The 26669-nt window shown below is 69.1% G+C and carries 18 protein-coding genes and 2 pseudogenes; 6 read left to right on the top strand and 14 right to left on the bottom strand.

From position 1 onward, the window contains the following. Positions 1-569: 569 nt before the first annotated feature. The 8 genes from ACWEQO_RS24820 to ACWEQO_RS24785 form a co-directional block, all read right to left on the bottom strand. Complete coding sequence (locus ACWEQO_RS24820) at positions 570-1931, bottom strand: hypothetical protein (protein WP_452985270.1); 1362 nt, start codon at positions 1929-1931, stop codon at positions 570-572. A 1049-nt stretch (positions 1932-2980) separates the two neighbouring features. Continuing rightward, positions 2981-3628: a type I-E CRISPR-associated protein Cas6/Cse3/CasE gene (cas6e, locus tag ACWEQO_RS24815; RefSeq protein ID WP_452985269.1), complete on the bottom strand. Its 648-nt coding sequence runs from the start codon at positions 3626-3628 to the stop codon at positions 2981-2983. After that, complete coding sequence (cas5, locus tag ACWEQO_RS24810) at positions 3625-4005, bottom strand: CRISPR-associated protein Cas5 (RefSeq protein WP_452985276.1); 381 nt, start codon at positions 4003-4005, stop codon at positions 3625-3627. Before cas5 ends, cas6e begins: the two co-directional genes overlap by 4 nt. Before the next feature lie 188 nt (positions 4006-4193). Beyond that, positions 4194-5018 carry a type I-E CRISPR-associated protein Cas5/CasD gene (cas5e, locus tag ACWEQO_RS24805; protein ID WP_406357230.1) on the bottom strand — a complete coding sequence of 275 codons (825 nt, stop codon included), beginning with the start codon at positions 5016-5018 and terminating at the stop codon, positions 4194-4196. After that, entirely contained in the window at positions 5015-6190 is a 1176-nt protein-coding gene (cas7e, locus tag ACWEQO_RS24800) for a type I-E CRISPR-associated protein Cas7/Cse4/CasC (protein WP_452985268.1), read from the bottom strand. The genes cas5e and cas7e overlap by 4 nt, the downstream gene beginning before the upstream one ends. 23 nt (positions 6191-6213) lie before the next feature. Next, a complete protein-coding gene (gene casB, locus ACWEQO_RS24795; protein WP_452985267.1) occupies positions 6214-6888 on the bottom strand; it encodes a type I-E CRISPR-associated protein Cse2/CasB in 675 nt (224 codons plus the stop codon). Between the two features lie 28 nt (positions 6889-6916). Then, positions 6917-8527, bottom strand: a complete 1611-nt coding sequence (gene casA, locus ACWEQO_RS24790) for a type I-E CRISPR-associated protein Cse1/CasA (RefSeq protein WP_452985266.1) — start codon at positions 8525-8527, stop codon at positions 6917-6919. A gap of 70 nt (positions 8528-8597) precedes the next feature. After that, positions 8598-11303, bottom strand: coding sequence for a CRISPR-associated endonuclease Cas3'' (locus ACWEQO_RS24785; protein ID WP_452985265.1), 2706 nt, complete (start codon positions 11301-11303; stop codon positions 8598-8600). 237 nt (positions 11304-11540) lie between these two features. On the opposite strand from ACWEQO_RS24785, the gene ACWEQO_RS24780 reads away from it, so the two are divergent. Further along, positions 11541-12731 carry an IS110 family transposase gene (locus tag ACWEQO_RS24780; protein WP_452985264.1) on the top strand — a complete coding sequence of 397 codons (1191 nt, stop codon included), beginning with the start codon at positions 11541-11543 and terminating at the stop codon, positions 12729-12731. Between the two features lie 3649 nt (positions 12732-16380). Here the strand turns inward: ACWEQO_RS24780 and ACWEQO_RS24775 are convergent. Further along, entirely contained in the window at positions 16381-17517 is a 1137-nt protein-coding gene (locus ACWEQO_RS24775; RefSeq protein ID WP_452985263.1) for a tyrosine-type recombinase/integrase, read from the bottom strand. 146 nt (positions 17518-17663) lie between these two features. On the opposite strand from ACWEQO_RS24775, the pseudogene ACWEQO_RS24770 reads away from it, so the two are divergent. Then, positions 17664-18125: pseudogene (locus ACWEQO_RS24770) on the top strand (rhomboid family intramembrane serine protease); the annotation flags it as partial. A 609-nt stretch (positions 18126-18734) separates the two neighbouring features. Here the strand turns inward: ACWEQO_RS24770 and ACWEQO_RS24765 are convergent. Then, entirely contained in the window at positions 18735-19193 is a 459-nt protein-coding gene (locus tag ACWEQO_RS24765; protein ID WP_361460639.1) for a DoxX family protein, read from the bottom strand. A gap of 435 nt (positions 19194-19628) precedes the next feature. Here ACWEQO_RS24765 and ACWEQO_RS24760 point away from each other — a divergent pair, with 435 nt between their 5' ends. Continuing rightward, positions 19629-19871: a hypothetical protein gene (locus ACWEQO_RS24760; RefSeq protein ID WP_361460641.1), complete on the top strand. Its 243-nt coding sequence runs from the start codon at positions 19629-19631 to the stop codon at positions 19869-19871. A 270-nt stretch (positions 19872-20141) separates the two neighbouring features. Here the strand turns inward: ACWEQO_RS24760 and ACWEQO_RS24755 are convergent, their stop codons facing one another. Further along, the gene (locus tag ACWEQO_RS24755; protein WP_361460643.1) at positions 20142-20423 is read right to left on the bottom strand and encodes a hypothetical protein; all 282 of its coding nucleotides are present in this window, start codon (positions 20421-20423) and stop codon (positions 20142-20144) included. A 208-nt stretch (positions 20424-20631) separates the two neighbouring features. Further along, positions 20632-21201, bottom strand: a complete 570-nt coding sequence (locus ACWEQO_RS24750; protein WP_361460645.1) for a hypothetical protein — start codon at positions 21199-21201, stop codon at positions 20632-20634. 725 nt (positions 21202-21926) lie between these two features. On the opposite strand from ACWEQO_RS24750, the pseudogene ACWEQO_RS24745 reads away from it, so the two are divergent. Together ACWEQO_RS24745 and ACWEQO_RS24740 are read left to right on the top strand one after the other, a co-directional pair. Beyond that, positions 21927-22722: pseudogene (locus ACWEQO_RS24745) on the top strand (IS5 family transposase); the annotation flags it as partial. A 9-nt stretch (positions 22723-22731) separates the two neighbouring features. Beyond that, positions 22732-23964 (top strand): cytochrome P450 family protein, encoded by a 1233-nt coding sequence (locus ACWEQO_RS24740; protein WP_452985275.1) that lies wholly within the window; start codon positions 22732-22734, stop codon positions 23962-23964. Positions 23965-24623: 659 nt separating this feature from the next. Here the strand turns inward: ACWEQO_RS24740 and ACWEQO_RS24735 are convergent. Then, positions 24624-24953, bottom strand: a complete 330-nt coding sequence (locus tag ACWEQO_RS24735; protein ID WP_452985262.1) for a hypothetical protein — start codon at positions 24951-24953, stop codon at positions 24624-24626. Positions 24954-25129: 176 nt separating this feature from the next. Here ACWEQO_RS24735 and ACWEQO_RS24730 point away from each other — a divergent pair, with 176 nt between their 5' ends. Further along, the gene (locus tag ACWEQO_RS24730) at positions 25130-25465 is read left to right on the top strand and encodes a hypothetical protein (RefSeq protein WP_452985261.1); all 336 of its coding nucleotides are present in this window, start codon (positions 25130-25132) and stop codon (positions 25463-25465) included. Between the two features lie 254 nt (positions 25466-25719). Here the strand turns inward: ACWEQO_RS24730 and ACWEQO_RS24725 are convergent, their stop codons facing one another. Then, complete coding sequence (locus ACWEQO_RS24725) at positions 25720-26580, bottom strand: DMT family transporter (protein ID WP_361460651.1); 861 nt, start codon at positions 26578-26580, stop codon at positions 25720-25722. Positions 26581-26669: the final 89 nt, after the last annotated feature.

Here is a 26669-nt window from a genome sequence, read left to right as displayed (position 1 = left end):
CACCGAACTCCACGATGCCTTCGTCTCCCTGGCCTGCAGCCTGATCTGCTGGAGACGTCTCAAGAAAGCCCGATCATGATCGTGTTACGAGCTCTAATGAGACAGAAAAGCTGGGACGAAGTCCCAGCTTTTCTCAGCCGAGTTCAGCGTAGAACTCCAACTGGAAGAGCGGGGTGGCGTTGTAGATGCGGATAACGATCGCAGGCTCAGGCCGCACAAGGCCAAGGTGGAGGAGATCGTCCAGGCGAGTACGGCAATGCCTGTGGCGACGGTGCAACTGTTGGCGGTTTTACATGTTGACCCACATCGGCACGCCCACCCAGTACATCCAGCCGCCCAGCGGCCACTGCCGCCGGAGCTTCGAGGGCTTGTGAGGCGCCGGGCGGCGCCAGCCCGACAGCTGCGTCGGTCAGCGATGAAGGCGCCGTCGAGGACGAAAACAGACTGTGTCCACTGGGGGCCGATATCACGAATGTCTTTGGGCTCTACAGGTGCGCGGTGGCTTGCGGGTACCTGTCGGAGCTGGCTGGCCGGTGCGCGCTCCGGCCAGCCAGCTCCGACGTCCTGCATCAGTGGGTGTCTGGAGGCAGGGCACGCTCGAGGAACTCGAGCCGCACCGGGCGTGGCAGTGTGCTGTCGAGACCGAGGGCGGTGCGGATGGATTCGGCACTGACGTCGCGTGGGATGGCGAAACGGCGTTCAGCGTCTCCGATGATCTCGCCGATGAGGTAGTGGGCTGTTCGAGGGTGGTGCCGGATGATCCAGTCCAGCATCTTCGCGACTGGTGTCGTGATCCCGTAGAACGTCGTCGGTCCTGTGTCGCCGAGCGACTCGTCGAGTTCCTTGCCGCTGGCAAACTCGTCGAGGATGGCGTGGCGGACGGTGGCGGCCAGGTCGTGGGCGTCGATGATGCTGTCGGTGTCGGCGGCCACGCTGAGGGCGAGTTCGTCAGCGACTTCCTGAACAGCCTTTTCGGTGCGGAAACGCAAGGCCCAGCGCTTGCGCCAGTCGGGCCGCTCCCACAGTGCGCCGAAGAACCTTCGGGTGAGCTGCTGTCGCAGTTCGGCCAGGCCGATGGGCAGGTCGTCCTCGGTGGCGAGTCTGGCGGCCGCGCTCTCCGGAGAGCGGTCTCGTCCCTCTGCCCAGTCCATGGCTACAGGGCGTGCCCAGAGGTTGCGGCCGTTGACGGTTGCCTGGGGTGGCGGCACGTCTCGCTGGTTGCGAGCGATGTATGCGCGAAGTGTCGAGGCGGCGATGTTGCCGATCTGCGCCATCTCGGCGACGCCAATGAGCTGGTCGGCAGCAAGTTCGGGTGCGGACAGGCGCACCACGCACTGGGAGAGCGGGCGGGCGTTGCGAGGCCGGCGGGAGGCCCACAGGGCGAGGTGGTCGTTCCATGAATCGGGCACGGGGGCTTCGAGGTCGACGTTGGCGACCTTGAGCAGACGTCCGCCGGCGGGGTGTGCGTTGTCGTCGAGCAGGTCGGCCGCGGTGATGGTGGTCGCGGCTTTCACCGGGCGGCGTTCGAAGCGCTCGCTGGGCGTGTCCCAGATCTGGTCGGGCCGGTACCAGGTGGTTCCGTCCCACCAGTAGCCGCCCTGACGGAACAGCAGTTGTGGCCCCCACCAGCTGCTGTGCCAGGGCGAAGCGTCCTTGTCCGGGACAAGCAGTATCGTCCGGCCTTGGTCGGGGTGGTAGCGCAGGACCCAGGCGAGGTCCTGGCGGATCGGGTCTGTCGTGAAGGCGAGCCAGGCTCCCTCCACTTGCCGGTCCTTGTCCCAGCGGCCCCAGGTGCCTCCCTCCTCGTGGCGTCCGATGGCTTCGACGGCGGCCGGGTCATCGACCGGGAGGTGACTGTCGTCGACGAAGGGCAGGCCCGGAACGGGATGGTCGGTGTGCAGTCCGTTGGCGATGGGCTGAAGACGATGCATGAGTGCTGTACTCCTCACCACGTGAGTGCTGTAACTATCTACAGCGCTTGTGATCCCCACGGTACAGCGCTGCTAAACCTACTTTCTCAGGAGGAAGTTGGCCGACGCCTATCAACGTCAGAGCAGCACAAGATCTGGTGCGGGCGCTGCCATCACTCACGGCAGGGCCTAGGGACGCAGGCAGGCGCTCTGCCGTCAGCGCACGGAGGTCCCGGCCGACGCGCAACAGGACCAGGACGGCCCCGATCCCCCAGCCGCACGCCACCCCCGACGCCCGTCCGTCCGTGACGGGCGGGGATCTTCGTCGCGTCGAACCCAAACTGTGCCCACGCCCCGCCTACCGGCCGGACACGCGAGCCGCAACGACGGGGATCCGTGAAGTGCGGCCGTCTCACCGGCCGGTGCTTGAGCCGACAACAAGTCCCACTCATCTCAGAGAAGGAGGACACCTGCAGCGTCTGGGCCAGCACCATGGCGTGCGGAACACCCCCGCGTCGGCGGAGAGGACAAGACTTCCAGCCGGGGCGGGATCGGCGGCGTCGGAACACCCCCGCGTCGGCGGGGAGGACGCACCGGCCGAGATCGTGGCCTGGCCCATGTCCGGAACACCCCCGCGTCGGCGGGGAGGACCCCGAGGGGGACGAGCGGCGGCATGAAGAGATCGGAACACCCCCGCGTCGGCGGGGAGGACACGTCCTTCGTCGCAAGAGCGAGGGCCTCCACGGCATTCGGAACGCCCTCATGTCGGCGGGGACGCCGCCAGCCCTGACGCAGATGACGCTGGTGTTGTGGCGGGCGAGGGTGGTCAGGGCCGGGGTGGTCATGGAGACGCCTGGGCCCAGCAGCAGGCAGGACAGGGCGGCGGTGGGGAGGTAGACGAGGTCGGTGCGGTGGCCGTTGACCTGGATTTGCGCGCACACTCCGGTGTCGTCCTGCACCACGCGGACCATGTCCACGTAGAAAGGACAGGGAGTCCGCGACGCGCGGCAGCATGGCCAGGGCGGGGGCGGCCAGGTGCTTGTTGGGCCTGGCCGCCGTCGAAGGTGGGCTTATGCGGCTGCGCGGGCAAGGCTGAGCAGGCCAGCGCCGTAAGGCTTGGCTCGTCCGATGCCGACCAGTACGGCCTCGGTCAGGGCGTCAGGGTCGGTGACGGTGGCGGTGCCGTCGTAGCGCACCAGGTGATGCCGCACGCCGGCGGTGCTGTTGTCGCTGCCGTGCACGGCAGCGATCAGGGTGGGCAGCGCTGTGGTCAGGTGCAGTCCGGCCGTGTGGGCGCGGCGTGCCCACCATTGGTCGGCGTCCGGTCCGGTGAGCGCGATGCGTTTGCCACGTTGGCCCTTGTTCTCCAGTGGCAGGCGTTCGGTTTTGACCGGGTTGACGACGATGCGGTAGCGGACGGCGAGGCCCTTCTGAAGGGCGTTGAACACAGGGGTGAGGTCTTTGACGTCGGCGTGGCCGTAGTCGTCGGGCAGGCGTGTCGGGTCGAGGGCGGTGGCCTGGACCAGGAGCGTGCTGAAGGTGTCGGTTACGTCGAGGCGGTACAGGAGCCCGGCCGCCTGCCGGGGACTGCCGCCCAGGCCGTCGGGTACCAGACGCATAAGGGTGCGGTGCATGTCGGTGGCGTTGCGCAGGTCGCGCTGGACGGCGCGGCTGTGGGGATTGAGGCGGATGCGGGCGAGGGCCGCGCTGGGGCTCATGCGGCGGCCTCCTTCATGGCGTAGTGGATCAGCTTCGTGGGCAAGGTGTGGGGCCGGTAACCAGGTGCAGGGAGTACCGTTCCCCGGTGCGGTGGAGCTGGCGCCGTCCGTAATTGCGGCCGTGTAGGGCGAAGCAGAGGGGTATGTCGTACACGGTGAGCACGTCTGCTTCGCCGGCCGCCGGGCCGGTCCACCCGGACGGTGAACTCTAGAGCCGCGTACCGGTCGAGTGCGCCTGTGTCCTGGCGGGTGATGCCCTGCGCCGCGGCAAGCGCGCCGAGCAGCGCGGAGCGCCTGGGGAACGGGGCGGTGTCCCCGTCGGGGGTGAACGCCAAGCGTTCATCCCCGGACTGCATCGGGCCGGCCAGCCGGAGCACGAGCCCGTTCACGCCCGCGCCCTGGCGTAGCAGGCAGCGTCGATGAGGGTGTAGCAGGAGTCGTACGCCGCTTCGAGCGCGTCGGGGAACATCTGCACCATGCGCTGGCGCAGTCGGATGCCTTGCACATTGCCGCTCAGTTCGGCGGGCCTCGCGAGAGCAGGGCACGATGGGGGTCGGCCATACAGTCACCGGGTGCTCCTTTCCGCCGTTGCGAAGTGGGTGTCGATGTAGCTCTGGAGCGTCTCCAGGTAGCCGGTGCCGAAGCCTTTGTAGGCGGCGTCCGGCAGGTGCACGGCACGCCGGTACAGCGGCCGAGGCCGGTACTGGCGCGCCAGTGGTGTGAACGACATCGGCTCGTCGGTGACCTCGCCGCTGTGGTGATCCCCGTCGCCCTTGTCCGGGGCGTCGGAGTTCACGGGGAGCGCACCGAGCGGTCTGTCGCCGTAGAACTCAATCGGCTGCCGGCCGCTGCGCGGCCTCTTGGCTGCCAAGGGCAGCTGTACCAGGTGGCGCAGCGGATCTTCCCCGCAGCCCAGCAGGATCGGGCCTTCCGGCGGGCATGACCGGCGGCCGAGAAAGAGCGGCCAGTACGGGTCACGCAGGGCAGCGGCGCACGCGTGCAGCAGCGCTTCATCATCGGACGTCAGCGCGAGCGTGAAAGCAGCGTCGGCTAGGTACTGGCGCCTGGATACCAGAGTGCCCTTACCTTCGGGGCGGTGTTTTCCATCGACGGTGATCACTGTCTCATCGGCGGGCAGTCCACCGCCAACGGTGTGGAAGTCGGACAGCACGACACCGGGTCGGTCGACACGTACCGTCATCGACAGCTCCGTGAGGTCGTCCAAGGACGCCTGGCGCACTCGCCCGAGTCCTGCGGCTAGCATGCCCACGATGCCGGACCGAGTGGGGAATCGGGCTGTGTCACGCCGCGCGTACTTGCTGTGCGTGCCCCAGGACTGGAGTGGGCCTGCCAGACGCAACAGCAGCCCTCGGGAGGGACGGTCGGTCACTGCGGGGCCTCGGCGAGAGCGAAGTCGACAGCGGCGGTGACGAGAGCCTCGAAGGACGAGTGACGCTCGCCGAGGTGCTCGAGCTTGTCGAACTGGAGGGAAGCATGTGCCGCGTGCAGAACGCGGTCGGGGCCGAGGAGGGTGTTCGCGGCTTTGGCGTACGCGTCGATGCCTTCCACGGAGCGTCCGACGAAGCCGCCGTGTCCGGCTGATCGGACGGGTTCCTCGAAGGCTGCGGCGAACGACAGCGGCCGGTCGGAGCGGACCGCCACGTGGACCAGATGCGGGATGGTGTGCGGGGCGGTGGAGTTCTTCTTCGCCTGCGGCAGGGACTCGATGAAGGAGAGCAGGAACTGGCTGACGAGCTCGCGGGTGGCATCGAGTGCGATGTCGCTGTCATCGCTCAGGTTCTTGCTGAGTTCCTTGAGATCGACGGTGGCGAACCGGTAGAAGGTGCCGGTGCTGAACTCGGCCGTGCCCATGTGGCCGCTGCCCGTTTCGTCGCCCTTCGCCTCGGTGACATCGTCGACAGCTGCGAAGTAGTCGAGTTCGACTTCGGTGGTGTGCGTGGTGAAGGCGTGCGCGACCTGGACGGCACCGTCGACATTGGCCTGGTCGACCTCGGTGAGCATGCGGCCGAAGAGGTTGATGACCCCGTTCTTTTTGACCAGGATATTGTCGATCTTCCCTTTCAGGGCGCTTTCAGGCTTGTTCTTTCCTTTGCCGGTGAAGTCGGTCGTGAGCGCGTCCTTGTGGGCTTCGGCGATGTCGGCCAAGTCCTCGACAGCGTCTTCGGGAAGATAGACGAGCGCGTTGGTCAGGACCTTGTTCGTGATGGGCTGCTTGTCCTTCCCCTTGGCCACCTCCCACTTGATGCTGCTCCCCGCCGCGACGTGCGCGCCCGCGCGTTCGGCAAGCGCCTTGTCCCACCCACGCTCGTGAAGCACCTCGGCGACCCGCTCGCCGATACGGCGTGTGCGTAGCGCGTTCTCACCGAGCGTGTCCTGGAAGTGCTTGCGGGTGGCCCGCTTCCAGGACTGGCTGGAGATGCGGGTACGCAGGACGTCGCCGTAGAGCATGCTTTTCACTGAATTGGTGTCGTCCCGATTCAGGTTCGCGTAGGGAACGGGTTGGACGACATGGATGTCGATGAAGCGTGGCTTGGGGTTCATCGGGGGTCTCCTGTGGGTGAGGGTCAGTCCTGGTCGGCGCCGGCCGTGATCCGGTAGAAGTCCTGCAACCAGCGGCGGCTGATACGCCCCGACTGGTACTGCCAGTCGACCAGGTCTACCAGCAGCTGTTCCCAGTCGATGGAGGTGTCGGTGGTGCGTACCTGATTCACCGCAGCAGGAAGGTGCAGGTGGATACCGCGCAGGCTCTGCCGCGTCAGGAGGTTGATACGGCTCTCTGCGGCGCTCATCCGCATCGAGGTGCCCTTTGCGGTGACGGCTTGGCCCAGGGTGGCACCGAACGAGGAGCCATACGGGATCGGCCCGGGCGGGGTCTGCCTCTCGTCCGGTTCTCCTTCTTCCCGAGGAGTCTGCTTCTTTGCCGTCCCGTATTCGGCTGCGGTGTCTTCGTCGTCTGCCTGGTCGGGTGAGAAGGCGTGCCGGGGCTGAGCCGCGATCAGCGAGGCCACCGTGTAGTAAGCCTGTGCTGTCTTGTCGTCGCACCCTTCCGGCAGTCGCGGCGTCAGCAGCCGGTGCATGGGGCGTGTGCGCGGGTGGTCCAGGTCGCGGCGCAGGCCCGCGCGCAGCGCCGCACGGGCACCGGGGTCTGTGCGGCACAGATGTTCGATGTGTGCGGTGAATGCGGCGTACGTGGCGCGGTTTCTCTGCCGCTTGCTCGGTTCAGAAGCTTGGAAGGTCACAGCTTGTCCTCGGGTCGGCGGGTGACGGTCACGGCTTCTTGGCTGCGCTTTTCGTCACCGGTTGCTCCATCGCCTTGTGCGGGTCTTTCAGGGCGGCGAGGATGACGGCCTTCGCCTTGGTGACGGCCTTCGCGCCTCGTGGTGTGCGCGTCACGGAGTCGGTCACCGCTTCGTAGGCGTCGAGCGCGTGCCGCCCGAAGGCTCGGCATGCGGCCTCGAAGTCGAATCCGGTGTCCGTGGCGCCGTCAGAGCGTGTCAACTGCCTGAACCGTGACCAGAACTCGTCCTCCGCCGATGGCCAGTACCGTGCCGCGACCGCGTCCAGCCAGGCCCCCGGATCCTTCTTCTTGTCATCCGTGTACTTCAGCCAGGCTTCCTTCGTGGCCTGCTCCAGCCGGTGCCCGAAGAGCTCGCCGAGTTCGCGGAGCTGGCGTACGGGCCGCTCGGTGCTCGCCGCATCCTCTTCCACTCGGGACAGGAGCACCGGGGTCACGGAGTCGACGTACTGGTGGTTGGCTGCCTGGCTGGCGTCCTGTTCGAAGCCGAGGGCGCGTACGCGTAGGTACTCACTGATGTCGAAGGCATGGTCCATGACCTTCGGCTGGATGGGGTGTGCGTCGTCCAGTTGCTTGAGCAGGAGGGCGTCGATGTCGCGCCACAGAGAGCGGGAGGAGTGTGCGAGGCGGGGGGATGTCTTCCCGTCCTTGGTGATGTCCCAGATCAGGTAGTCGTCTTCCGGTCGGATCCGCTCGGCGTCATAGGCCCAGGTGATGTACGCGTCGGCCGTATGCTCGCCGTCCGGGGTGGGGACGAGACAGAGTGCGTGCTGTGAACAGGCGGTGAGCCGTGAGCAGGGGCCCTGCGGCTCGGGCATCGGCTTGAGCGGGTCCGGGAGGTCTTCACGCTCCCACGGGCACAGGTCCGTGTGTCGGCTGACGCCGCCGTCCGGCGGTGTGAGACCGGCCAGCAGCGTCAGGAGCAGGTTGTCGCACTGCGGGTGGTACGACAGCGCGGCCCGCAGGGGTGACGCTTTCGCATAGTGGCTCCTCACTTGCCCGACCGCACGTCTCGAAAGGGCACCGGGGTCTCCCCAGTAATGCCAGGTCAGCAGCGATAATGCCGCCTGCGAAAGATCGAGAGGTACGGGACTGTCGTGGCTCCAGTGCTCGAACCAGGAGTGGTTGTTGCCCGCTGCCCGGCTCATGACCAGCTTGTGGACGCCGGCCGTGTTGTTCCTGTCGCACTGGTCAGGGAGGCGGGGGTCCTGGAGCCACGGACGATCACCGTCGAACAGGTCGAAGCGGTGGCTCCACTGACCGAAATAGCCTTCGATGCCGGCCTTGCGGCCGTCAGACAGGTCGATGCTCTGCTCGGGAAACCCCTGTTCCCTGACCTGTTCCCGCCGGTCACCCCAGCTTCCAGGCCCTGCCTCGTCTAGAGCGGTGATCCGGGCGGTCAGCGCGTACAGCAAGCGCAGCAGCGCCGAGTGAGCCGGAGCTTCCGGGACCAGCAGAGTGCGGATCTCCCGGGCGTGCACAAACAGGTCCCTGAGCCCCACTTCAGGTGGACCCGACTGCCCCTTCCCCCACGCGACCGGGATCCATGGCTGGTCGATCAGATTGGACGCAGACGTGATCACGCCCCCTCCCCCCCCCGCATCGTTGCACGTCACGGAATACTAGAAGGACAAGCGGGGAGGATGTGGGCCGTTACGGCAACCGATCAACAGTCAGGCCCAGTTCACTTAAGCGGAACCGGCGCCTCTCGCCGGTTCGCACCCACGTACCGTCTTCCCCGCTCATGTTCAGCCGGAGGACATTCTTGAGGGCGGCCATGTCGCGCCAGTCGCTGTTTGCATCGCCCGTCACGCCGTCGACGAGCCGCTGCGGTACGGGGATCAGATAGGGGACAAGCTGGCCCGGCTTCGGTCTGCGCTTGCGCTTGGACTCGAACACAAGCCTCTCCTCGGGGCCCCCCTCCTCCAGGAGGAACCCCTGGTACAGGCACACCACATGCACCATCTCCTCACCGAGCACGCAGGAGAGCAGTTCGGGCTCCATACCGGGGTGGTCGCGGCTCAGTAGGCCGAGGTCGCCATCAAGCTCCCGCGGCCCTGGCACCTGCAGCCAGCCTGCAGTACCGGTGGCTCTTCGTTCTCGGACCGTCCGCCGGTTGTCCAGCTGCTGAAGCTCACGCGCCGCAGCCTCCCCCACCCTGTCGACGAGCTCGTCGGCGTACACCTCGTCCAACAGCAGGGGCACGTCCTCCGGCATGGAAATCGTCCTGCCGGCCCCCAGGACTATGTCTGTACGCCGCACCAGGGCGACGTCGTCCAGTTCGGACTTGTTGTCCGCTCGGAGCACCACGAGCCGCGGCCGGTCGCCCGCGCCCTGTGCCGCACGGGCCAGCAGACCCGCGAGCGGTGCCGGCCCCGATACGACGAGGTCGAATCGCAGACCCCTGACGTGTTCCAGCATCGGCGTCGTCACCAGCACGGAAGGACCGCTGACGCCGCCGTCGGGAGAGAAGGCGTCCCGGCAGGCCGCGAGACGCCGCCACCGGTCCTTGTTGCGCATCTGCTCATGAACCAGGGACACCCCAAGGCCGGGCAGATCCTGCGAGAGCTGACGAAACGTACGGATGGCCTCCACAGGCGTCGACCGGTAGACGACGGCCCTGCCGTTGCCGGCCTCGACCAGCGGCACAAGAGCCGCCTGAATCCCGTCGTACGGTGCACCATCAAGGACCTCGATGCTGAGCGTGCCAGCGCGAACGGCTCCCGCAGGCTGCCGAGGCAGGTGCCCGCCTCCGCAATGAGCATCCACGAACGACCACGCCGGCAGCCGGCGAGGCTGCACCATCGGCTCTCTGCCCCCTCCAGCGCCACGGTGATAGGCCGCCAGCATCGCATCAACCGACTTGTCCGCAGACATCGCAGCCAGGACAACCGGAATCCGCAGCGCAGCGGCCCACTCCAGAAACCGGAGCATCAGCTTCTGCCCCCAGGCACCGCGGGCATGGGCCTCGTCCACCACGACGACCTTGCCGGAGAAGGCGAAGAGTCGCATCACATTGAACTTCACCGGCATGACCGCCTGGAGAAGTTCGTCCACCGTCCCCGTGCCCAGCGCAGCAAGCAGCGCGCGGTGATGGGAGTTGAGCCAGCTGTTCGCTGCCGGGACCCACTCCTCACCAGGCTCCGCGCTGACATCACCGGGCACATGGGCCTGCGCCCACTGCTTCGCGGCTTCCGCCGGCTTCAACCGCGAAGAGCTGTGGAGCAGCAGCGACCGCCAGGGGCCCGTCAGGGCCTGCTCAGCGAAAGCATGCACCTGCGCCATGTGGCTGTCGGCCGATGAACCGGTCGGCAGCGCATAGAAAAGACCGCGCGCGCCCGCTGCATGCCCCAGGACCGCCGCTGCGCGAAGAGCCGCCTCCGTACGCTCCTTTGACGGCGAAGACGTCACCACCACCAGGCCCGGCCCGTGTTCGGTCACCAAATCAGGCAGCTGGCCCTCCATACTGGCCAGAAGGCTGGTCTCCCCCGCACACTGAACCGCATCCGGCTGGGCGAAACCCGTCCCGAGCAGGCCGGTCCTCTGCACCAGACGAAGAGCCGCTTCACGGGCGATCTTCCAGTAAGCGTCCAGGTCCTCAAGAGCCCCAGCCCATCCCTCCTGCCTGAGCCTGGCCTGAATCTCTACCTCGATGCTGGCCAGCCAGTCCGACAAAACCACCAGCCCCGTCAGAACGACAGCCGCTCCCGACGTCATCCGCCCTCGCGGAACCGAGGTCGCCCCTGTCACTCTGCGCACCTCGTCAAAGTGGACCCGCCGCTGCTCCTCCCACCCACCCGTTCCCAGACCGGGGTGACGGACGGCAGGGCACCTATAGTCCTTGCCGCGGACGGCCGGGGGGTAGCGACCGCCGTGCCCACCGAGCATCTGGGCCACCGCGTGACTGAGCTGGGACTGCGGACGCCGCTTCGACGACGGATAACCGATCTCCTCGAAGATCCCCACCAACCACCAGTGCGCTGCCACCTCGTGCGACTGCCTGTCCTGCGCGGCGCCAGCCGCGAATCCATACCCCTGCTCACCGCCCAGCTCCTGCGCCAGCAGCTCTCCATCCGCGTTCTTCGGGCCACTCCGGTGAAGCTGGAACGGCACGCTGATCTTCCCGATGTCGTGCAAGCCCGCCCAGAACGCCGCGAGCGCCCGCACCTCCCCGTCCGGAACCTGCAGCGCCCCGACCACCATGCTCCGCTGGTGCGAGGTCAGCAGTTCATCCCAGACGACCTCCGCGACGGCCGCCGTATCCAGCAGATGACAGATCAAAGGGTGCGTGCGGTGAGCCCCGCGGGCGTCCTTGCCCAGCCCGGCAGCCTTGCCCCACAGGCGGGAGTCCAGGGACATGCGGTGCCCTACCTTTCAGTGGTGGGTTTGAACTGATCATTCGTAAGATCGGTGGACCCAGGGGCTCTGGGTATGGCTGCATGCGGTGCGCCGTAAATGGCTCAAGGAGCTTGGCCGCCCAGAGCCCCGCGACGACTCGACCGCCAATTGGGAGATGCGACTCGATCGCTGCGTAGGGCAACGTCGGCGAGGTCGTCTGCTGGGCTGTGAACGCGCGACGAGCTGACGGAGGTGACCGTGCCCCGGATATGGGCCGGAGTGGACATCGGCAAGGAGCACCACCATTGCGTGGTGATCAACGCGGACGGCGAACGACTGCTGTCTCGCCGGGTCCTCAACGACGAATCGACCCTGCTGGAGTTGATCGGCGACGTACTGGCCCTCGACGAAGACGTGCTGTGGGCGGTCGACCTCAACAGCGGCGGTGCCGCCCTGCTGATCGGCCTGCTCCTTGGCCACGACCAGCCGATGGTCTACATCACCGGCCTGACCGTGCACCGTGCCTCGGCCTCCTACCGGGGCGAGGGAAAGACGGATGCCAAGGATGCCTTCGTCATCGCCGACCAGGCCCGCACGCGCCGTGACCTGGGCCCGCTGCGGCCCGGCGACGAGGTCGCCGTGGACCTGCGCACTCTGACCACCCGCCGCACTGACCTGGTGGCCGACCGGACCCGCCAGATCAACCGGCTCCGCGCTCAACTGCTGGAGATATTCCCGACGTTGGAACGCGAACTGGACCTGACGAACAAGGGCCCCGTCATGCTGCTGACGGGCTACCAGACGCCGGCCGCGATCCGCCGGGCGGGGGCGAAGCGCATCGAGACGTGGCTGCGCAACCGCAAGGTCCGCGGAGCCGCAGCCCTCGCCCGGACAGCCGTGGAGGCCGCCGAGGCCCAGCACACGGCCCTGCCCGGGGAGAAGCCGGCCGCCGCGATGGTGCTGCGGCTCGCGAAGGGGGTGATGGCCCTCGATGAGGAGATCGCGGAAGTCGAAACCCTCATCGAGGCCCGGTTTCGCGAGCACCCGGACGCCGAGGTGATCCTCAGTCTGCCCGGCATGGGCAAGCTGATGGGCGCGGTGTTCATCGCATCCACCGGCGGGGACATGGACGCCTTTGGCAGCGCCGACCGGCTCGCCGGCTACGCCGGCCTGGCACCGGCACCCCGCGACTCCGGCCGCGTCAGTGGCAACCTCCGCAGACCCCGCCGCTTCCACCGCGGCCTGCTCAACGCCATGTACCTCTCCGCGCTCTCCAGCCTCAAGAGCTGCCCGGCCTCCAAGACGTACTACGCGCGCAAGCGTGCCGAGGGAAAGGGCCACAAGCAGGCGCTGCTGGCGCTCGCCCGCCGCCGCCTGAACGTTCTGTGGGCGATGATCCGTGACGGGGCGTGCTACCAAGCCACACCACCTGTCACGGCAGCGGCTTGACATCAGCATTGGGAAGCTCCTTGTCGCGGATGCAGTGCAGGTGTACCTCAAAAGGTCACGGCAGAAAGACCCAACCGCAACTCCCCCCGTCCTCCTGCCGCACCTCTTTGAAGACCGGAGGAGGGAAATTCTCCCAAGCATTGCCACACCAACGTGCTTCCGCCGTAGAGTACATAACCGCTGCACGCCTCCCTGGGAGGTGCGCGGAGCCCCATTGACTCTCCAGACGACGACACGCCGAGACGAACGCACGACCCTCCCGAGGGATGTGGCGCAACCTCGGCCCAGTCTGCGCTCTGGAGATGCAGTGTCCCGGTTCCTGCACAAGTTCGTCCTGCGTCGCGAGGTACTTCTCGGTGCCTCACGCGTAGTGGTCAGCGCGGTGATCCGTGCTCTGATCAGCGAACTCGTCGGCTGGCTCTTCTGAGCCAACGGTGACGGACCCCTGGGGTCCGTCACCTCTTGTGTGCAAACGACCCCCGCCGGCCGAACACCTTCTACGCAGCCGGGTTACCCCGCAGAACGAGATATCCGGCTACAAGCCGATGATGCCGACTCCACGCGAGCGGAGGCGACCCCGCCCTCACTGCTGCGCCGGACGCCACGCGTCGCCTCGAACGTATCGACATATGAGGACCTGGGCATGCAGCAGGCCCCAACAACACGCTCGCGCCCTACCTCAACAAGCCGGCCAGGCGGCCCGCCCCTCCAAGACTTCTCCTCCCCGCCAACGCGGGGATGTCCCGACCCCGGACCGACCCCGTGCACCGGCATCCTCGTCCTCGCTGACGCAGGTATGTTCCGCAGTCCAGGGTGCGGCGCCCGATAGACGCGGGTGGTCCTCCCCACCAACGCGGGAGTGTTCCGCCACGGTCGGCCGCGGCGTGGCCGTTGACCTTGTCCTCCCCGCCGACGCGGGGGTGTTCCGAGGGGCGAGTGCCGGCCGCCGTGGAAGAAGTGGTCCTCCCCGCCGACGCGGGGGTGTTCCGGTGCGGCATTCGGGGCAGCGTTGGGGGCGGGTGCCCTCCCCGCCGATGCGGGGGTGTTCCGCTCACCGTCGGCGAACTGAAGGAGATCGTCGAGTCCTCCCCGCCGACGCGGGGGCGTTCCGTCGTACAGGTTCCAGGCCGATCCCGGGTCCATGTCCTCCCTGCCGACGCGGGGGTGTTCCGGTGACGAAGGCACAGGGCCGTTGGATCGCGCGGTCCTCCCCGCCGACGCGGGGGTGTTCCGCCGTGTTACCGGATCCCGTGCCCGGCCCCCGTGTCCTCCCTGCCGCCGCAGGGATGTTCCGACGAACCAGAGGGTGCGGCATCGGGGGTTGCAGTCCTCCCCGCCAACGCGGGGATGTTCCGACCCCGGACCGACCCCGTGCGCCGGCACCCTTGTCCTCGCTGACGCAGGTATGTTCCGCAGTCCAGGGTGCGGCGCCCGATAGACGCGGGTGGTCCCCGCAGACGCGGGGGTGTTCCGACGCACCCGCAGCCGGGCGCGTACCTGGGCACGTCCTCCCCGCCGACGCGGGGGTGTTCCGGCGCAGACCGTGTGGGCCTGCGGCTTCGTTGAGTCCTCCCCGCCAATGCTGGGGTGACCCGGCGTCCAGCCAGTGCAGGACGTAGACGCCATCGCCCTCCCCGCCGACGCGGGGGTGTTCCGCAGTCGGCGTACTCCGGGTGGCTCTTCTCCGTGTCCTCCCCGCCGACGCGGGGGTGTTCCGGAGTTCTCCGGGCACGACCGGGTGGTCATCGTGTCCTCCCCGCCGACGCGGGGGTGTTCCGTCCGTGTCCGGGTGCTGGCTGACCCGCGTTCGGTTCTCCCCGCCGATACCGAGGGCTCCACTGGGCATCATGATGGGACAGCGCATCATGAAGTGTTCTCTGCCGACGCGGGGGTGTTCCGGTACGGCATTCGGGGCAGCGCTGAGGCCGGATGTCCTCCCCGCTGGCGCGGGGGTGTTCCGATGCTCGGCGTGCCACTGTGGCGCGGCTCGACATCCTCCCTGCCGACGCGGGGGTGTTCCGTCGTCGGTGACGGCGTTCGCGTACAGGCGGCCGTCCTCCCCGCCGACGCGGGGGTGTTCCGCCCTGGGGATCGCCTCGCCGTCCAAGCTCATGGTCCTCCCCGCCGACACCGGGGTCTTCCCCGCCGACGTGGGGGTGTTCCGACGGTGCGGCGTGGGTCGAGGGAGAGGCTGCCGTCTTCCCCGCCGACGCGAGGGTGTTCCGCTCACCGCCTGGATGGCCCGGGACGTCGTCGAGTCTTCCCCGCCGACGCGGGGGTGTTCCGTGGTCACTGACTTGCATCGTCGCAGGGCAGGCGTCCTCCCCGCCGACGCGGGAGTGTTCCGCAGATTCTGGCCGAGCACGAGCGGAAGTTCCCGTCATCCCCGCCGACGCGGGGGTGTTCCGCTCTGGTGGTCCGGGGTGAAGCTCTACTTCAGGTCCTCCCCACCGACGCGGGGGTGTTCCGGTCCACGGCATCACCACCGAGCGGGCCCGGGCGTCCTCCTCACCCATGTGGGGGTGTTCCGGCGCCGAGTTGGGCGGGGGCGCCGGCGGCTTCGTCCTCCCCACCGACGTGGGAGTGTTCCGGAGACGAGGTGACGGCCCCCGCCGCGCGAGCCGTCCTCCCCACCGACGTGGGGGTGTTCCGGCGCGGATGTCCTCGTTGGACATGAAGTCGGCGTCCTCCCCGCCAACGCGGGGGTGTTCCGTTCTTCATGCCGATGCGGGCGGACTCTTCGACGTCTTCCCCGCCGACGCGGGGGTGTTCCGGTGATCAGGCCCTTCTCGAAGTTCTCGGCGTTGCCCTCCCTGCCGACGCGGGGGTGTTCCGCGGGCCTCGTCCCACGTGCCGAGGTGGATCCGGTCCTCCCCGCCGCCGCGAGGGTGTTCCGACCACCACGCAGGGCGTGGCGGGTGAGGTGGGGTCCTCCCCGCCGACGCGGGGGTGCTCCGTCAGCGGCCGGCATCGCGGCCCCCTTCCATGAGTCTTCCCCGCCGACGCGGGGGTGTTCCGCACCGACCCGTACGGCCGCGCGCACCACAGCAGTCCTCCCCGCCGACGCGGGGGTGATCCGCCGTCGTAGAGGCGCCCCTTGCCGATGTAGTGGTCCTCCCCGCCGACGCGGGGGTGTTCCGCCCTGCACGCCGAAGTGGCCGACGCCGATGCGGTCCTCCTCGCCGACGCGGGGGTGATCCGATGATCGCCGTGGTGCCTGTGGTCGCGGTGACGTCCTCCCCGCCGACGCGGGGGTGCTCCGTACGAGATGGACGAGGCGGTGCGCGTCATCACGTCCTTCCCGCCGACGCGGGGGTGTTCCGCCCATGGTCGACGGCTTCATGACGGGCGTCCGGTCCTCCCGGCCGACGCGGGGGTGTTCCGGAGGACGCGTGACCAAGTCCTCGCACGCCGCGGTTCTCCCCGCCGACGCGGGGGTGTTCCGCCGCTCGGCGGCAGCTTCGCCGTGGACCGTGTGTCCTCCCCGCCGACGCGGGGTGTTCCGCCGATGGATCAGGGTGCGGCTCTTTCCCACTCGCCCTCCCCGCCGACACGGGATATCTCACCCAAGGCTGGCAGGGAGGGGCTGGGGGCGGGCCGTCGGTCCTGCCGGTATCCCGCTACCGCTTCGGGCGCCGGCTTCCAACCCTCACACGACAGCTCGCAACTGTTCGTCCAAGATCGTCGCCGCCTTGGTGATGCTTCCGGGCATGAGGTGCCTGTACGTGCGGTAGGTGACCTGGATCGACGTGTGCCCCATCCACTCCGCCACGTCCGTGATGGGAATGCCGTGGCTCAGCGAGTTGGACGCAAAGAAGTGCCGGAAGCTGTACATTCCGACGCCTTCCGCCGGCGGGAGGGCCTTGAACAGCTTCGACACCCGGTATCGCTCGTTCGGTTCGCTGAAGGGCCCTTTCGGCCCCCTCAAGAGGTACCCGTCCTCCGTGGTCCCGTGCTCTTCCGCGAATCGTTCGATGGCGTCCTTGACCGTGCGCGGCAGGGGCACCTCCCGGAACTCGCCTTCCTTGCGGTGCTTGAGCTTCGCCAGCTGGTGCGTGCTGGAGTGCACCTGCTCGGTCACCCGATACACGTCGTCCGCGACGATGTTGTTCGCGTTCACCGCACGCGCCTCGCCGTTGCGGAGCCCGCAGCCGACCATCAGGACTATCTCCAGTGCCAGCTTGTAGTCCGCCACCTGGATCGCTCTGGCGATGTACTCGACGTCAGGGATGGCTACCCGCTGTGGGGCGTACTCGGGTTTCTGCACTCCGCGCAGAGGGTTGTCAGCAATGGCCCCCTTCTCGAACGCGTCTCGGAGGAGAGCCGACAGGGCCCGGTAGACGTTCAGCTGGTGTCCGCGGCCCACCCCCTCCGCCTCCAAGTGATCGAGAAAGTCCTCCACCACGGTCGGTGTCACCGCATTCAGCTTCCGGGAGCCGATCACCGGGTTGATCTGTACCTTGAAATGGCTCGCCAGGTTTTTCGCGGTCGAGTACTCGGTCATCTGGCGCTGCCGGGGCAACCACGTCTGGGCGTACTCCTCTATCGTCTGATGCCCCAGTTCACGTCGAGCCTCCGCCACCGAGGGAGACATCTTCTTCCGGTCGGCGTACAGCTCCGTCAGCCGTTCGACCGCCGCTTCCTGGGTCCGGTACCCGGTCTCCTCCCGCTGTTTTCCCCGAGCGTCGCGAAACCGGATGGTGTAGGCGTGCGGGCAACGGCTGGGCTTGGGGCAGTCACAGGGCTTGAAGAAGGAGCCCATGCCGCGGGCGAGCTGACGAGCCAAGGAGTGACGCCTTCCGGAGGACGAGTGGACCAGCGGACCTGGTCCTGCTGACGCTCCCCGCGGTCGGCATGGCGGGGTCTCCCGCTCGCCGCTTGCTGGCTATTTGCTGACCTGGGGCTCAGCAATCATGCCCATGACCTGCGCTGATGTCCATCCTTCAGATCTTCGGCAACAACATCGAGGACCGCATGGGCCATCTGCGGTACCTGCTGTTCTACCTGCTCTGCGGCTACGCGGCCGCATACGGATTCGCCCTCACGAACCCGAACGCCACCACTCCCCTGATCGGCGCCTCGGGCGCCATCGCGGGGGTGCTGGGCGCCTACCTGGTCCTCTACCCGAAGGCCCGCGTCTGGGTCCTCGTCCCCTTCCTGATCTTCCTGCCCCTGCGCCTGCCGGCCTGGATCGTCCTGGGCCTGTGGTTCCTGCTCCAGGCGGCGTACTCGGCGGGCGCGGGCGTCACCGGTGCCGGAACGGTGGCCTACGCGGCCCACCTGGTCGGCTTCGTCGTCGGCATGCTGATCGCCTGGCCCCTCAAACCGGGCACTCCCCCACCACCCGAACCGGGCGGCGTCCTCTTCGGACGACAGACCCGACGGGACTGGTAGAGCCACACGCCAGGAGCCGGACAGCACTGGGCGGCCGGGCCGGATACGGTGACCGCGATGAAGCAGGCGCCCGCCTCGGCGGTGGCGCCCGGCTCGGGCTGGGCGCGGCACGCCGGCGCCGCTGCGTACGGCCGGGAGCGCGGAGCCGTAAGCCCCGACCGGCAACGACGCCCTCGGCCGGCCCTGGAACCACTACCCCCGCCGTCAGACGGCGGCGGCCCCGGTGGACAGCGCCCGTCCCCCGCCCCCAGGCCGACAGCCAGGCCTGGACAAGAGAGCGTGAGTGACAGCCGACGCCCACCAGCACACCGGCCGCCGACAGCAGGCCGCGGACGACGGTGCGTCGGGGCGTGACGGGGCCGGCAGCGGGGGTGAGATGCCGCCGAAGGCGGACAGGAACCTCCGAGGCTTGCGGGGCTGCTCGCCCCGGGCAGCCGCCCCTGGGAAAGGAGGTTCGGTTCTGTGCCCGCGCCTCGACCCTCGGTGTCGCCTTCCCGCCCGGCAGCAGGAGAGTCGCCCTCCCTCGCGCGTTGCACCCGCTCGGACGTGAGGGTGCCCTCCCCGCGGGTGAGGATCGGGGAGGGCACCGCGGGGCGGGTCCGTGGAACGTCAGGCGGTGACCGGGGTCTGTTCGGCCGGGCGCTGTTCCGCGGTCCGCGTGCCGTTGCGCCGGGTGAGCAGCCGGTCCAGGCCGAAGGCGCCGGAGCCGGTGAACACCAGCAGGAACATGGCCCAGCAGTACATGGCCGCGCCCTCGCCGCTGTTCTGGAGCGGCCACAGGGCTTCGGGCTGGTGCACGCTGAAGTAGGCGTAGGCCATGGCGCCGGACGATATGAACGCGGCGACGCGGGTGCCCAGGCCGAGCAGGACCAGGCTGCCGCCGACGAGCTCGATCACGGCCGCGTACCAGTTGGGCCAGGCCCCGGGCTCGGCGGTGCCGCCGCTGCCGCCCACGCCGCCGAGCACACCGAACAGTGCGGCGGCGCCGTGGCAGGCGAAGAGCAGGCCGACGACGATGCGGAAGAGGCCGAGGGCGTACGGCTGGGCGCTGTTGAGGCGTCCGGACATGTGGGGAGTCTCCTTCGATAGACCGGTCCGGTTCGAAAGGGACCGGGCCGGGGCCGGGAACCGAGTCGAAACCCCGCGTCCGGCGCACCCAATTCATGCTTGCAAATGCAGCATTCGGTTTTGGGGCAACGCGGGGATGAGGGGTCAACCGCTTGCTGTCACGGGTGAATACGGCTCGGCCCCGACCTCACACTCAAGGGTGTAACCGTATGCACACCCAGAGTCGCATTCTGCGGCCGGGGGAGCCTTCGCGCGAGCCGAGTCGCCGAGCGTGTCAGCACCACCCCCGGTGCCAGGACGACCGCGGGCCGCAGGATGACGCACGTGGTCCCGCTACGTGAGTCCCACACGGGACGGGTAGCGGATTTCTTGTGTTCGGGGGATTCTGGTCGTAGTCGTTTACAGGCCGGGCGGAGTGCACGGCTCCGCCGTACCGTGCTGTTCCTGCCGCTGACGGTGGGCGAAATGAAAGTCGAACTGATCCAACCGGCTGCCGACGTGCTGTTCGACGTCCCGGACGACACGCATGAGGAGATCATCACGCTCATCACCGCTGTGGCCACGAATCCGGAGGTACAGGTCCCGGAGCCGGCCGCAGCGTTCGGTGCATGGTGCTGGCTCGTGTACACCGTCCGTGGTGACGTGATCGAAGTGCTGGACGTCGGATGCGCTCGGTGACGTCGGTGGCACGTGGGGCCTGTGTCGCGGTGGTGCCGCCGTCGTGTCCGGACGCCTGGGTTCTGGTCGGCGAAGAGGGACTGTCTGTCACGGTGGCTCCGGGGCGCTGGGTCGCACGGCCGAGGCACACTGGTCACGTCTCTTTAGGGCTGCCGAGCAAGGGGGGCGGCCCGTGCGCAGCGTGCACGGGCGCGAAGTCGCCGGGCAAGCCCTGAAGCGTTCCAGGGAGAAGCCTTGGGAGGCGGCTGGGCATGGTGGTGCGTGTGCCGGTCAGATCTCCATCACGGCATCGCAGTCGGGGCAGACCAAGGATGCGTACTCGTCGGGGTACCACGGCGCCCCACGGCGCTCGGAGGGCCTGCGGCGGGCGGTCGCCATGACGAACGTGTCCTTGCCGCAGAGGGTTCGTGGTCCGGTCCTGGTGGGCGTTCCCGGCGCGGTGGGCGCCGCGTGCACCCGGCGGACGGGCCGTTCTCCGTCACCTGGTGAACCGGAGGAGGAGCGTGTGACCACCGGCTTGTCGAGCTCGTACACGACGACGATGTCGCTCATGCCCCTACCGTAGGTCGATGGGTCGATCCGCCCGCAACCTCGAGCCGGGCAGCTGCGATCGGCTGTCGCGCCCGGGCCGCGAACGGCGGCCACCCGGGCCTGTCCGACAGAGCTCACCACCGGCGCCGACAGGGCGAGCACCCTTCACCCGCTCTGCCTGCGCGGCCGCCTCACCCGGTGGAGGCGGCCTGCCGGCGTTTCACAATCCTCACGGGAGGAAAGGGGCGGCGGAGCAGGCCCGCCCCCACATGCCGCGCAGCTGTTCCTTGGGGCGCTGCTGCTCACCGTGCAGGGCGTTGAGGATCACCAGGCATCCGGTCAGGGCCGGCACCGCCCACTGTACGTAGGTCAGTTGCCGCCGGGCATCGGTGGTGTCGATGGGGTGCCGCTCTGCCCTCTCGGCGTCCTGCGGGTCGGGGGAGGAGGCCAGCTCGATCTTCTTGCCCAGAGTGCGGGCGTAAGCGGTGGCGGCCAGGGCCCCGACGGTGACGACGGTCTTGGCCGCGGTGGAGGCGGCCACGCCCTGCTGCGTGGCGACCCGGTGGGCGTTCACGGCCAGCAGCCCGCCGCCGCCGAACAGGTGCGCGCCTATGGCAGCGGCGTTGACCGGCGTCCACTTCGCCCAGCCCGACGAAGCGATCCGTGCACTGGTCTCATCGGTTCCGCCTTCGTCCTTGGCCGCGCCGTTCAGACCGACCGCGCCCATGAGTGAGCCGCCGAACCAGGCGGCCAGGCCCAGATCGTGCAGGCTGCGGATCCAGGTGTTGCGTTCGGACATGAGTGCGCTCCTTCGAAAGGGGGTGAGCCGACGGGACATCGAGCACTCCTCCACCCTCACCGGCCCCTGTTCTCGCCGCCATCACTACTGACCCGGGCGGGTGCTCCGCCTGCCCGGAGCAGTTCATCGGGGGAGCCGGTGTCCAGGCGCAGATCCAAACGGTCTCTTCGCTGCCGCAGGGGCGAACACCCCTGCGGTCTCTCGCCTTCGTGTCAGTACGCCACCTGCGCGTACACCGCCCGGTGACAGGACCGGCACCCCTGATCTCTCATCTCCTGACAGGAGCCACCTGCGGCAAGGCCGATTCCCGGTTCGCCGACCAGGGCGTCCGGAGACCATCACGAAAACCCGCCACCGACACGCCCCCGGAGTGGTGGGAGTACGGCCCGGGCTGGGAAGCTGTCGCCGCTGCGATCGAGTGGGCGTAGAGCCTGCCGGGGCCAGGCCGGCTCGTCGTCCACGCCGGTATGCGAGTCGGTCTTGTCGCGTCGGCGCTCAGAGGTCTTTTCCGCCCTTGGATCGCGCTTCCTTCCGTGTTGCCCGAGGCGGGATCGTCGTCTCTGTGCGGCTGGCGTGGTGGATGCGGCGGTCATGCCCCATGAGGTGACGGCTGAGACGGGAGACGGCTTGCGCCTGTCTCATTCCGGGATGCCCGGCAGCGCGTGCTCCTGCTGGTCGTGCTGCACGCCTGGGCGCACGCCCCTGGTCGGCGGTATGCCCGGGTCATGGCCGAACGTCGTCCGTGTCCGAGTGATCTGTCCGATGCCCGCTGGGCGTCGATCGAGCCGGTGCTGAGTGTGTGGCGGGCCGAGCGGCGCCGGCATGCGCCGAACATCGGCCGCCCACCCGAGCACGACCTGCGCGAGATCATGAACGCGATCCTGTACACGGACCGCACCGGGGTGCGGTGGCGCTGTCTGCCGCACGACTTCCCGCCCTCAGACCTGCTACGGCCACTTCGCCACACGGCAGCACGATGGCGCGTTCACCCGGCTCACCGGCGTGCTGCGCAGTCTGTTGCGCCGGCAGGAGGGCAAGGGCGCGGAACCGTCCGCGTGCGTGATCGACGCGCAGAGCGTGAAGACCCCCATCAGCGTCCCCGCCTCCGGGCAGGGCGTCGACGCGGGCAAGAAGATCTGGGCCGCAAACGGAGCATCGCCACCGACACCCCCGGCCTGCTGTCGGCGGTGCTGGTCACCGCGGCGAGCGTGCAGGACTCCGAGGCCGGCCAGGCCCTCGCCGAGCACGTCGCCGCGGAGCATCCCACCGTCCGCAGGACCTGGGGTGACGGCGGCCACCGCCGACACCTCGTCGAGCACGCCGCCCGCCCGGGCATCGACAGGGAAATCGTCCAACGCACCCCCGGCACCAGGGGATTCACCCCGCTGCCCCGAACGCCGGACCGTGGAGCGCACGTACGGACGGCTGATGTTCCACCGCCGTCCGGCCCGCGACCACGAAGCCCTGCCCGCCCGCTCCGAAGCCATGACCGACCTGATGGCCCGCCGTCTCACCGATGAAGGAGTCCTCGTGCCCGAGCAGCCGATACCCGTCCTCGACCCCGCAGCGTCCGACCACCACGCCGAGCACCGGGCCCTGCGCGCCCGCGGCCCGGCCACCCGGGTGGACGTCCTCGGCGTGACCGCCTGGTCGATCACCGACCCCGCTCTCCTCAAGCGGTTACTCACCAGCCCGCGGGTCTCCAAGGACGGCCGCGCCCACTGGCCGGCCTTCGCCGACACCGTCCCCACCTGGCCCCTCGCCCTGTGGATCGCGGTGAGCAACATGTTCACCGCCTACGGCGCCGACCACCGCAGGCTGCGCCGGATGGTCGCGCCGGCCTTCGGCGCTCGCCGCATCCAGGCCCTGCGACCGGCCGTGGAAGCGATCGTCACCGGCCTCCTCGACGACCTCGAGACCCTGCCCGCCGAAGAGAGCGTCGACCTGCGCGAGCAGCTCGCCCACCCGCTGCCGATCGCGGTCATCGGCCGACTCATGGGCGTCCCCGAGGACCGGCGCCAAGGCTTCCGCTCCATGGTCGACGGTGTCTTCACCACGACCCTCACCACCGAGCAGGCCGCAGCGAACACCGCCGCCCTGTACGGGGCCCTCGACCAGCTGATCGCAGCCAAGCGCGTCCAGCCCGGCGACGACCTGACCTCCCTGCTCATCTCGGCCCGCGACGACGAGGGCGACGGCGGCGGCTTCACGGACGAAGAACTGCGCGACACGCTCCTGCTGATGATCAGCGCCGGGTACGAGACCACCGTCAACGTCATCGACCAGGCCGTCACCGCCCTGCTGACCGACCCGGAGCAGCTCGGCCACCTCCGCGCCGGCCGCGCCGACTGGAGCGATGTCGTCGAGGAGACCCTGCGGCACGAACCCGCGGTCAAGCACCTGCCCCTGCGCTACGCCCTCACCGACATCCCCCTGCCCGACGGACGGACCATCGCCGCAGGCGAGGCGATCCTCGCCTCCTACGCCGCCGCCAACCGCCATCCCGACTGGCACGGCGAGTCCGCCGACCGCTTCGACCTCGTCCGCCCCGCGAAGGACCACCTGGCCTTCGGGCACGGCGTGCACTTCTGCCTCGGCGCCCCGCTCGCCCGCCTCGAAGTCGCCACCGCCCTGCAGCAGTTGTTCGACCGGTTCCCCGACATCCGCCTCGCCGTCCCCGCGGCCGAACTGAAGCCGCTGCCTTCGCTGATCAGCAACGGACACCAGGCCCTGCCCGTGCACCTGCGCCCGGCCTCACGCTGAGGCCGTACCAACCAGGGAAACCGTCCTGACCACCATCCCGAAAACCGTCTCGGTCCACCTCCGCACGATTCGGGCAAAGCTGCACCGCCCGACCCACGGCGCGCCGCACGTCCTGGTGCGTCATCCGCTCATCGCGGGGCAGGCCACCCGCTCTCCACGAATCGGCCCGCCCCGCCAGGAGCCGAGTTTGCTCGACCTCCACCTTCCGGACGGCGGAGAGGCAGCGGACTCGTCCGTCGCCTTCGGGCGGTCGGCCGCTCGAACCTCATGCGTCACAGGAGTTTCACGCGTCGGCGATTCGGCCATTCCGGGCCGCCGTCCAGGGGCGGCACAGCGGGCCCAGGGCCGTACGGACCGTGCGGCGCAAGGGGTCCACGTCGTCCGGAATCGAGCGCGTTCGAATCCCGATCGGCGTCGTTGAGCCGTGCACCGCCGAGCCATCCGGGTACGGCACCGACCTCACGGAGGGACCGGGTGACGGTGACTGCCGCCTCGACCGAAACCTCGAAGACGCCTCCCCGCCACCGCCGGCCACCATGCAGGAGGATGCCGCCGGCGCCGATGAACCGGCCGGATCCGTAAGCCCGTCACCGGGGTCTCCGGTGGCCTCGTGGCTTCCGTCGGCGGGGCGGGGCGGGGCACGGTGCGCGGCCCGGACGTCAGCTGGTCAGGTGGGCCACCACCGAGCGCATCGCACGGCGCAGGGCCGGGCGGGTCTCCTCGGATGCGTCGAGGGTCTCGAAGCCGTGGTGGCCGTTGGGGACGTCGATCAGTTCCAGGTGCGCTCCGCAGTCCTCGGCCGCGGTCACGAACGCCTCTACGGTGGCGGCGATCTCGGGCGTCTCCCGCCCCGCACGGAGGAGGACGACGGGACTGACGGCCGTGGTGCTCACGCCGCCGGGCGGCCCGCCGGAGCCGACCCCGGGCTCCGCGGACGACTGGCTGCGCGCGGCACTGGAGCGGGACAACGCCGAAGCGGCGTAGAACACGGGAAGGCGGTGTCACGTGACGGACCCGACGCCACCGGTCTTCTGCTTTCTGCGGGACACTTCCGCTCGACGATGGTGCAGGACAGGTCGGCGGCACTGAGTTCTCTTCGACCTCACCAGGCTCTCGGCGGGCCCCGGTTGCGCCGGGCGGAGGCGCGAGGGGCAGGATGGGCACCATGCCCACCATGGTCGTCGAGATCCACGTACCGCTGCTGCCGACTCCGGACCTGCCGGAAGACGCCTACCCGTTCCCGTGGATCGAGGAGGTCGAGGACTTCCTGTGCGACCTCGAAGACCGAAGTGACGTGGAGGTCTTCGACGACGGGGAGCAGCACGAGGACGCCTACGTCTTCTTCCTCACCGGAGCCGGTGAACAGGAACTGCTGGCGGCGGCCTCCCGGGTGGCCACACTGCCCGGGGTCCCCGCGGGCGCTTTCGCGGTCGTCAGTGACGACGAGGCCGAGGAGTTCGGACTGGGGCGCCGCATAGCTCTTGCGTCGCCTGCGGCCTGAGGGCCGGTGCGGGCCTCAGCCACCTCCAGGCCCCACGTCCCGACGCGTCCCACCGCGTCCGGATCCGTGATCACCTCGGCTTCGGCGCAGGCCCCGCCGGTCTCCTCCGCAGATCCTGCCCACACCCCGAAGTCCACGGCGACGAAGGACGACGCCCTGCCCGCTCGCAGGAACGTGTTCACCCGCAGCGCCCCGGCGTCGACGACGGCGACCCGGCCGGCATCGGGGAGAGGACCGGAGGGGTCGGCCACGGATCAGCCCCAGGCGAGCAGCAGCACGCTGCCCACCGCCAGGATCACCCCGACGTGCTGGATGCCGCGGATGTGTTCCTGGAGCACGAAGCGGGCCAACAGCACCGTGCTGAGGGGGTAGAGCGACGCGAGCAGTCCGACGACGGCGAGGCTGCCGTCCCGGACGGCAACGAGATAGAGGACGCTCGCTCCCATGTCGAGCACTCCGGAGAGCAGGGCGAGCCCTCGGGTCCGGCCGGTCAGGCGCAGCGGAGTGCCTCGGCCCAGGCTCAGGAGCAGCAGCAGGGTCAGGGAGGCGCAGCGGGCCCACACCAGCGGCCACAGACCGGCCTCGCCCGGGGTGCGGGCCAGGAAGACGAAGAACAGGCCGAACCCCGCGCCGGCCGTCAGCGCCGTCCCCAGCGTGCGCAGCGTCTTCTTCCGGTCGGCGGGGATCCCGTCGCCTCCGGCACCGCCGTCACCGGTCAGCGACACCAGCAACACCGACCCCAGGGCGCACAGCACGCCGACCACGGCAAGGGCGGTGAGCCGGTCGCCCAGCAGCACCCCGGCGATCACCGGCAGCGCCGCCGCCGCGGCCGCCGTGGTCGGTGCGACCAGGCTCATCACGCCGTTGGCCAGCGCGTGGTAGAGGAGTACGGCGCCCAGGCTGCCGCAGAGTCCGGCCAGCCCTCCCCAGGCCGCCTCCGACCAGCCGGTGCCGCCGTGCGAGAGGAGGCCGGTGAAGGCGAGCGCGGTCAGCAGTCCGGCGATGTTCGACCAGCAGACGACCGCCAAGGCGCGGGCACGCTTGGTCGCCAGGCCGCCGACGAAGTCGGCGGAGCCCAGCACCATCGCCGAGGTGAGGGCCAGGAACAGATGCATGAGGAACTCCGTGCGAGGGGAGTCGGGGGACGTCCCCGCAGGGAGTAACCCCTGACGGCGGATGAGTCCATTGAACAGCACTTTGAAGT

The sequence above is a fragment of the Streptomyces sp. NPDC004051 genome (assembly GCF_053604275.1).
This window is presented reverse-complemented; position numbering and strand designations above follow the sequence as displayed.